Origin of the sequence: Tahibacter amnicola, from assembly GCF_025398735.1 — a bacterium.
Taxonomy (GTDB): Bacteria; Pseudomonadota; Gammaproteobacteria; order Xanthomonadales; family Rhodanobacteraceae; genus Tahibacter; species Tahibacter amnicola.
On record NZ_CP104694.1, the window covers coordinates 3,999,742 to 4,007,739 of the forward strand.

Annotated in this window: 1 protein-coding gene; it reads right to left on the reverse strand. The window is 65.8% G+C overall.

Going from position 1 to position 7,998, the window contains the following annotated elements; genetic code table 11:
* Positions 1 to 22: 22 nt before the first annotated feature.
* Positions 23 to 7,996: a non-ribosomal peptide synthetase/type I polyketide synthase gene (locus N4264_RS15850; RefSeq protein ID WP_261693209.1), complete on the reverse strand. Its 7,974-nt coding sequence runs from the start codon at positions 7,994 to 7,996 to the stop codon at positions 23 to 25.
* Positions 7,997 to 7,998 lie beyond the last annotated feature (2 nt).

A 7,998-nucleotide genomic window follows, 5' to 3' on the forward strand; every position in this document is an offset into this window, starting at 1 on the left:
CTTACGTCACCGGTTTTCCGGTCTAGAACTCCCCTTCCTCGACAATCGCCTCGGCACTCAGCTCCTGGCGCTTCGACGCCAGTTTCTCGACCACGGAGTGGCCGTCCAGCCGCGCGGCGATATGCGAGATGGTCGGATTGGCGAAGAAGTCCGAGAGCGAAAACACCCGCTCCGCGACGTTGAAATGCGTACGCACCTTGGCGACCAGGCGCGTGGCGATCAGCGAATCGCCACCCAGCTCGAAGAAGCTGTCATTGACGCCAATCCGTTCGATACCCAGCACGTCTTGCCACATCCGTGCGACGACCTCTTCGGTCTTCGTGCCCGGCGCTGCGTACGGCTGGGCGATATCCGGCCGTTCGTGGACCTGTATCGCGCCCTCCCCGCTCTCGGCCAGACCGCCGACCCAGCGGGCGTAACGCGCATCCATGTCCGTCGTCGAATTGATCAGGCAAGGCTGGTCGCAGTGCTGCATGGCAACGGCGAAAGCGCGCATGCCGTCCGCCGGGCGCATGGCGTGCTCCATGCCGTGCGCGACCGCGCCATCGCCGGAAAAATTCCAGCCGTCCCAGTCGATGGCGCACCAGTGATGATGTCCTTCGTTGCGAAGGTGCTGGACGAAGGCGTCGGCATAGGCACTGGCGGCCGCATAGGCGGTGAATCCCAGCCCCCCCAGCTCGGCTGCCAGCGAAGACATCACCAGGCAGAAATCCACACGCCGGCCACGCAGCACGCGCTCGAGGTGGATCAGGCCTGCCACCTTGGGCGCGAACTGCCGTTCGCAGGCAGCTTCGTCGGTGGATGACAACGGCAGTACCGAATCCTCGACGTTGCCCGCCGCATGGAACACGCCGGCGATCGCGCCGCAGGCCCGTTCGGCGTCGGTCACGGCAACCTCCAGCGCAGCGTAGTCGGCCACGTCGGCGCGCAGCACGTGGACATCCGCGCCTGCTTCGCACAAAGCATTCAACCACCGCACTTGCTCGGCGACGGCTGCGGTGAAGAGGCCTTCGTCAACGCGTGCCCAATCCTGTCTTGCCGGGAATTCACGGCGGCTCACCAGGGTGATCCGGGCGTGGTAATCCTCCGCCAGCCACTTCGCCAACTGCAGGCCGATGCGGCCGAGCCCACCGGTGATCAGGTAGTGGCCGCGGTGGCGCAGAACCGGGCGTGGCGTAGCGAGGCGGCTGTCGGCCAGGGGCAGGAAGTGCTTCAGCCAGCGCCCGTTGCCGCGCAGCGCGACCTCGGGAGCGTCCTGCGCCGCGTTGAATTCGCGCCACAACTGCTCGGCAATCCGCCCGCGCTGAACGACGTTGCCGGCCTGCGTGGCATCGATGTCGATCAGGCGGCAGACGACCTGTGGATTCTCCTGCGCCGCTACCTTGCACAGACCTCGCAGCGTCGCCAGCCCCGCCTGGATCGTCTCGGTGCCGGTCACACGCAGCGCCCGGTCGGTAACAACATGCAGCCGCACTTCCAGACGGGGGCATTGCGCAAAAATGGCCTTCAGCAGCGCAAGCAACGGATAGAAACTGCGTCGCTGGAGACGTTCGAACTCCGCGTAGTCCGGCGACTCCACCGTCGTCGCCACCAGGGGCCACAGGCAGGCGATGGAAACCGACGTGCTGTCGGCAAGGCCCGCTACCAGTCGCTCAAGCTGTGCCGCATCATCCATCAGCGACGGCGCCAAAGCGCTGGGCGGAATGACCCGTGGTTCACCATGCGGACGAATACGCTCGGCCAGGGCCTCGGCAATGCCCAGCTCATCGGAAAGCACCAGCCAGGTTGAGGCAACGACGCTTTCACCGGTCGCGTCGACCGGCTGTGTGATCGCCGGCGCGAGCTGCCAGTTCGGGAGGTAGAACCACGCTTCCGGGTTTGTCGACGGGGCCGCATGTACCGGGGGAAGCGGCCGTTCTCCGGCTTTGGGCCGGTCGATCCAGAACCGCTTGCGATCGAAGGCATAGGTCGGCAACGCGACGCGACGGCGCGCGCCAACCCCATGGAGTTGGCGCCAGTCAAGCCCGACGCCCAGCGTCCAGAGCTTGCCGAGCGCATTGAGCCAGTAGACGACGTCGTCGCCTGACTCCTGCGGATGACGCAACGTCGGAGTCGCCAGCGACGGGGCGGCGCAGGGGTTGCGGCGGACCAGGTTCGAAAGCCCCTGCCCCGGCCCCACCTCGACGAACGCCAGATCCGCGCCGGTTGCGCCCAACACACGGCACAGCGTTTCCAGGCCCTGGGCGAATTGCACCGGGGCCAACAGGTGGCTCGCCCAGTAGTCCGGATCGCAGGCCTGCTCCGGCGTCATGAACGCGCCGGTGACGTTGGACAGCAGGCGCATCGTCGGTGGGTTCAGCGCGACACCCGCCAGGACTGTGCGCAACCCGTCCGCGGCCGCCGTCATCATCGGTGAATGGAAAGCGTGCGAGGTCTGCAAGGTGCGGCACTGGATACCCGCCTGGTTGAGCTGTGCCTCGACCTGGGCGATCACGGCCGTCGCGCCGGAAACCACGTAGTTCTCCGGACCGTTTATCGCCGCGAGTGCCACGCTACTCACGTCGTAGCAGGGTTCGGCTGCGCTGCGCGCTGCGCTGATGGCCAGCATCGCGCCCGGCTCGCCCGCCTGCATCAACCGGGCTCGCGCGCACACCACCCTGATGGCGTCCTCCAGCGTGAACACGCCCGCCAGGCAGGCAGCAACGAACTCGCCAAGACTATGTCCGATCATCGCGGCAGGTTCGACGCCCAGCCCCGTCAGCTCGGTGGCAAGGCTGTATTCCAGGGCGAACAGCGCCGGCTGGGCGACATCCGTCGGCAACAGCGCCGCATTGCCTTCGGCGAGTTTGTCGCGCAGATCAAAACCGCCGTGGCGGGCGATCAGCGCCCGGCACTGCTCAAACGCTTCCGTGTAGCGCAGCGCCACGCCGAGCAGCCCCTGTCCCATGGTGGCGTACTGCGCCCCTTGCCCCGGGAACAGGAACACCGTTGCCAGGCGTTTGCGGCCATCGTCGTGGTGCCGGGCCTTGCGTGAGCCCGCTTCCGCCAGCGCGGCAACCAGGGAATCGCGATCCCTGGCGACAACATGACGACGCCAGGGATGAGCCTCACGTCCCACCTGCAGCGTGTAGGCGATGTCCGACAGCCGCTGGCCGGGCGTGCTGGCCAGGTGTTCGCGCAGCGCGTCTGCCGCAGCCACCAGCGACGCTTCGGACCGGGCAGACAGTGGAAACAGCTGGTAGCCGTCATCTTCACTGTTGCTCTCTCCGCCGGCCACAGCCGGTGCCTGCTCGATGATTACATGGACATTGGTTCCGCCGATTCCGAACGCACTGACGCCGGCGCGGCGAGGTTCGCCTTCGGCGCAGGTCCAGGGCAGGGCCTGGCGTGGGAAATAGAACGGGCTGCCCGCCGTATCGATCAGCTCGTTCGGGCGATCCAGGTGCAGACACGATGGTATGACGCCGTGCCGAACAGCCTGCACGGCCTTGATCAGTCCGGCGACGCCCGCAGCCGCATCCAGGTGACCAATGTTGGGCTTGAGCGTGCCCAGCGCGCAGCGGGCTTCGCCGGCCGCGTGGAACACCTTGCGCAAGGCGCGGTACTCGATCGGATCGCCCAGCGGCGTGCCCGTGCCGTGCGTCTCGACGTACTGGATCTGCTGAGCGTCGAGCTGCGCGTCACGCAGCGCCTCCTCGATCACGCTGGTCTGTCCTACCACACTGGGCGCGGTATACCCGGCCTTTTGTGACCCATCGTTATTGAGCGCCGTGCCCCGGATCACGGCCAGCACGTTGTCACCGTCGCGCAGCGCATCGTCCAGGCGCTTGAGCACCACGATGCCGGCGCCGTTGCCACCGCGGGTACCGCGCGCATCCGCGTCGAAGGCGCGGCACCGCCCGTCCGGCGACTCGATGCCGCCTTCCCGGTACAGGTAGCCGCTCGGGCCGAATTCCGACACGCCCGCACCACCGGCCAGTGCCATGTCACATTCACCGTGCCGCAGGCTGTTGACCGCCTGGTGCACCGCGACGAGCGAGGTCGAGCAGGCCGTTGCGATGGTGATCGCAGGGCCAGTGAGATCCAGCTTGTAGGCGATGCGGGTAGCGAGGTAATGATTGCTGTTGGCGTGCAGGACGTTGAGCCCGAGGTCGCGCATCAGCGTCATCTGCGGCAGCAGGTGATGGGCCAGATAGGTGCTTTCGCCACACCCTAGGAACACCCCGCAGTGCCGCGGCTGCGCGCCATCGCCGTAGCCGGCGCTTTCCAGCGCGTGCACCGAGCATTCCAGCAGGAGTCGTTGCTGCGGGTCGAGGATCTCCGCTTCGCGCGGCGTCATGCGGAAATAGTCCGCGTCAAAGGACGCCACGTCCCGCAGCAAGGCGGCCGAACGCACGAACGCCGGATCAGCGACTACGGCAGGGCTGAATCCCCCGGCAATGAGTTCGGCGTCGGAGAATGTCTGCAGCGATTCCCGGCCTTCACGCAGGTTCTCCCACAGCGCATCCGGGCTATCCGCATCGGGGAAACGACCGGCCATCGCGATAATGGCGATCGGTGCCTGCGCCTGTGCGGCAGTCCGCGGCGCCAGGTCGCGGCCATCAACGATCGCCTCGGCAATCGACTGCCCCGTGTCGCGGATCGACTGCAGATGCCGGGCCAGCTCCGCGATCGTCGGAAATTCGAAAAATGCGGTGATGTCGAGCTTGCAGCCGAACTGGTTCTCGATGTCGGCCCTCAGCCGCACAAACATGAGCGAGTTGCCGCCGATATCGAGGAAATTGTCGTGGATGCCGACGCGGTCCAGGCCAATGGCTTCCTGCCAGAGCGTGCACAAGGCCCCTTCCAGGTCTGACTGGGGAGCGACATAGTTCAGGCCCAGTGAGGCGGCGACGTCGATGCGGGGCAACGCGCTCTTGTCGACCTTGCCGTTGACCGTCAACGGCAAGGCGGCGATCAACTCGAACGCAGCCGGTACCATGTACTCGGGCAGGGACCGCGCCAGCTCCTGGCGGACCCGTTGCTGGAACACTTTTGCGTCGGCAACGTCATCCGCCGGTTGCAGGAACGCCACCAGCAGGCGTTGCGACGGCTCGTCCTGGACCAGCACCGCCGCTTCCCGAACCCCGGTTACACCGCGCAATGCCGACTCGATTTCGCCGGTCTCGATGCGGTAGCCGCGGATCTTGACCTGGTCGTCGCAGCGCTTGATGAACTCGAAGTGCCCGTCGCTGCGCAAACGCACCAGGTCGCCGGTGCGGTAAAAGCGTTGCTGCGGGTCGACGTTCGGCAGCGTCACGAAACGCTGCGCGCTCACTTCGGGGAGATTCAGGTAACCCTCCGCCAATCCCGCGCCGGCGATATGCAGTTCGCCAACCGCGCCCAACGGCACGAGCTGACCGCCATTCACCGCGTACAGTCCAGTGTTGGCGATCGGTTTTCCGATCGGCACAGCACCGCTTACCGGAACGTTGACGGACTGCCCGTCGATGACGTAAACGGAACAGCCGACCACCGTTTCAGTGGGGCCGTATTCATTCACATACGTCGCCTCGGGCAGCCAGTGCGAACGCCACTGGTCAACGACGGCATGATCCAGCTGCTCGCCACCGATGATCAGCACGTGACGCGCCGGGGACCGGCCAAGACGGCCGCAGGCATGCCCCAACGCCGACAGATGCGCGGGCGTGATCTTGAACAGCCAGGTGTGCGGGTCTTCCAGCAGGTAGTGCTTCAGTCCGCCGAAAACAGCGTCCAGCGCGCTTCCGAGCAGAACAACCCGCTTTCCGATGAGTAGCGGCGTCAGCAGAGAGGTGATCGTCGCGTCGAAGCCGATCGAGGAGCTGACAATGGCGCCACGCAGGTCGTCGCGGAAATACGTCGCCGCGAAGTCGAGGTAGTTGCCCAGCGCGCTGTGAGGGATGATTGCACCCTTGGGCTTGCCGGTGGAACCGGAGGTGTACAGCACATAGGCGATCTGTGGTTCCTCACCCGACGGCCAGACGGGGGCTTCGTCGGGCTGGCTGGCAAACAGGGCGTCCTGGATCTCCAGGTCAACCGGAACTACTTTCTGGTCGCCGGGCAATCCCTCGTTCATGGCCTCGCGGCTGCACAGCACGATGCTGATTTGAGCATCGTCGAGGATGTATTCCACGCGATCTTCCGGATAGGCCGGGTCGATCGGCACATAGGCGCCACCGGCCTTGAGGACTGCCAGGATGGCAATCACCAGCTCCGGGCCGGGCTCAAGATACACAGCGGCACGCAGGCCGGCGCGCAGTCCCAGCTTGCGCAGGAAATGGGCGAGCTTGTTCGCGCGCGAATCGATCTCGGCGTAGCTGTAGGTTTGTCCGTCGAACTCCACCGCCACGGAGTCTGGCAACTCGCGTGCCACCGCAGCGACGCGTTCGGGAAATGTCAACGACGAAACCGGCACGCGGGGACCGAGTCCGGCCTGCGCGATGAATGCCGCTTCTTCTGCGGGCAGGAACGGCAAGGCCGCAATGCGCTCGTCGGGCGAGGCAACAAAGGCCGCCAGCAGGGCTTCGAAGGACTGCTGCAGGCGCCGGACCGTGGCCTCCCCGAACAGCTTCGCCGCATACACCCAGCGCAGGTGCGTGCGCGACGACAGTTCCGTGGCGGTGATCTCGATGTCGTACTTCGCGCCGGTGCTGCCGATCGGCAGCAGTTGGCAATCCAGGCCGTTCAGCGCCACCTGCCCGGTGCCATTGCTGGCACCCTGGTAGTCGAACATGAACTGGAAGAGCGGCGCATGGCTGGCCGAGCGCGTCGGCAATACCTCGTCAACGACGCGCTCAAACGCAACTTGCTGGTGCTCGAAGGCCTCCACCAGCAGACGACGCGCACTCGCCAGATACTCGGTCACCGTCGCCGTATCGGAAATCCGGTTGCGCAGAATCAGCGGATTGACGAAGAAGCCCACCAGGTTCTCAAGCTCGGGATAATTTCGGCCAGCCGTGGAAGTGCCGATCAGGATGTCCTTCTCGTTGCTCCAGCGCCCAAGCACCAGCGCGAGCACCGCCTGCAGCAGGCAGTACACTGTCACCCCCTGCCTGGCAGCGAAGGCGCGAACTGAAGCCGTCAGTTGCTCGGACAGCAGGTGCTCGCGTTCCGCGCCTTCATAGGACTGCACACGTGGACGTGGATGATCCAGCGCCAGGGCATGTACCGCCGGCACGTCGCGCAATTGTTCACGCCAGTAAGCCAGGTGGGCCTCTTCGGCGCGCTGCTGTTCCGGCGCCGCCAGCCACTGCGCATAGTCGGCGAACTGCACGGTCAGCGCGGGAAGTGACGCATCGCTGCCACCGGCGTTGTAGAGCGCTTCCAGTTCCTTGACCAGGACGGCGCACGACCACCCGTCAGCGACGATGTGGTGCATGCACAGGACCAGGATGTGTTCCTCCGGGCCTGCGCTGATCAGGTCAGCGCGAAACAGCAGGTCTTCCGAGAGGTCGAACGGCCGCGCGACGAGCTCCGCAACCAGGCGACGTGCCGGCGCAGGATCGCCGGCCTGCGCATCCACGCGATGCCGGCCTACCACCAGATCCGCGCCGCGGACACGCGCGACGACGTCGCCGCCCTGCTCCACGAATTGCGTCCGTAGGGCCTGATGGCGTTCCACCACCTTGTGCAGGGCCAGGTCGAGCGAGGCTTCGTCGAGCACGCCGGTCAGCTTGACCGCCAGCGGCACGTTGTAGATGGCCTTGGCATCGGACAGCTTCTGGCTCAGCCATAACCGGCGCTGGCTCGACGTGACGGCCGAGCCGGCATCGGCGTTGCCTTTGGGAATACCGGAAATGGCCACATTACCCGCTGCGAGCAGGGCGATGAGATCATCGCGACCAGCCTTGATCAGCGCGGCGACCTCGTCAGTGATGGCGCCCGGCGCCGCCCTGGTCTTGAGCTTGCCGCCGTCGAGGTAGACCTCGATGTGCCTGGAGCCCAGTAATGCCAGCAGTTTCTTCGCGGTTTCCATGA